The organism is Zestomonas carbonaria (genome assembly GCF_904061905.1).
Lineage (GTDB): Bacteria > Pseudomonadota > Gammaproteobacteria > Pseudomonadales > Pseudomonadaceae > Aquipseudomonas > Aquipseudomonas carbonaria.
Genome location: NZ_CAJFCI010000106.1, coordinates 1 through 545, shown reverse-complemented (window position 1 = coordinate 545; position 545 = coordinate 1). Strand labels below are relative to the sequence as shown.

Sequence of the window (545 nt, the reverse complement as noted above, 5' to 3'; positions counted from 1 at the left end):
GGCCGGGCTGTACGTCCACGGCACTGGCGTCCCCAGGAACGAAGGCAAGGCGCTGGACCTGGTGGAAAAGGCGATGCAACTGAAAGCCCCGCATGCCTACTACCTGATGGGGGTGATGCTGCAACAAGGGATCGGGGTAAAGCAGGATAAGGTCGCGGCGCTAAGTTATTTCCGCAGGGCCGCCGATCTTGGTAACCGGTATGGACAATGGGCTATCGGCGATGAGCTTCGAAGAGCCTTTGCTCGACTACCTGAGCCCGAACGCACTCGGGGAAAGAACATTGGCAAGCAGATGCTCGAATGTGCTCTGTCGCAGGAACTCCCAGAGGCAGGATACTCATTGGGCATGGAGTATCTGGTTGCAGAGGAAGACACATACACTGCCCTTTTGTATTTCCAGAAAGCTGCTGCGCTGGGTCATAACGACAGCTTGTGGAAGCTATATGCCACCTTCAATGAGGGGAAGTATGGTGTCGATAAAAACCCCGAGCTCGCCGTCTGTTATGAGCGGCTATGGGAAGAGTCACATGCCGACCCCAGCAAGC

The 545-nt window shown here is 56.0% G+C and carries 1 protein-coding gene; it reads left to right on the top strand.

The features are described 5' to 3' along the window. Window positions 1-73: 73 nt before the first annotated feature. Window positions 74-545: SEL1-like repeat protein (locus PSEWESI4_RS24880; protein WP_187673927.1), on the top strand; the 472-nt coding region annotated here is incomplete at its 3' end.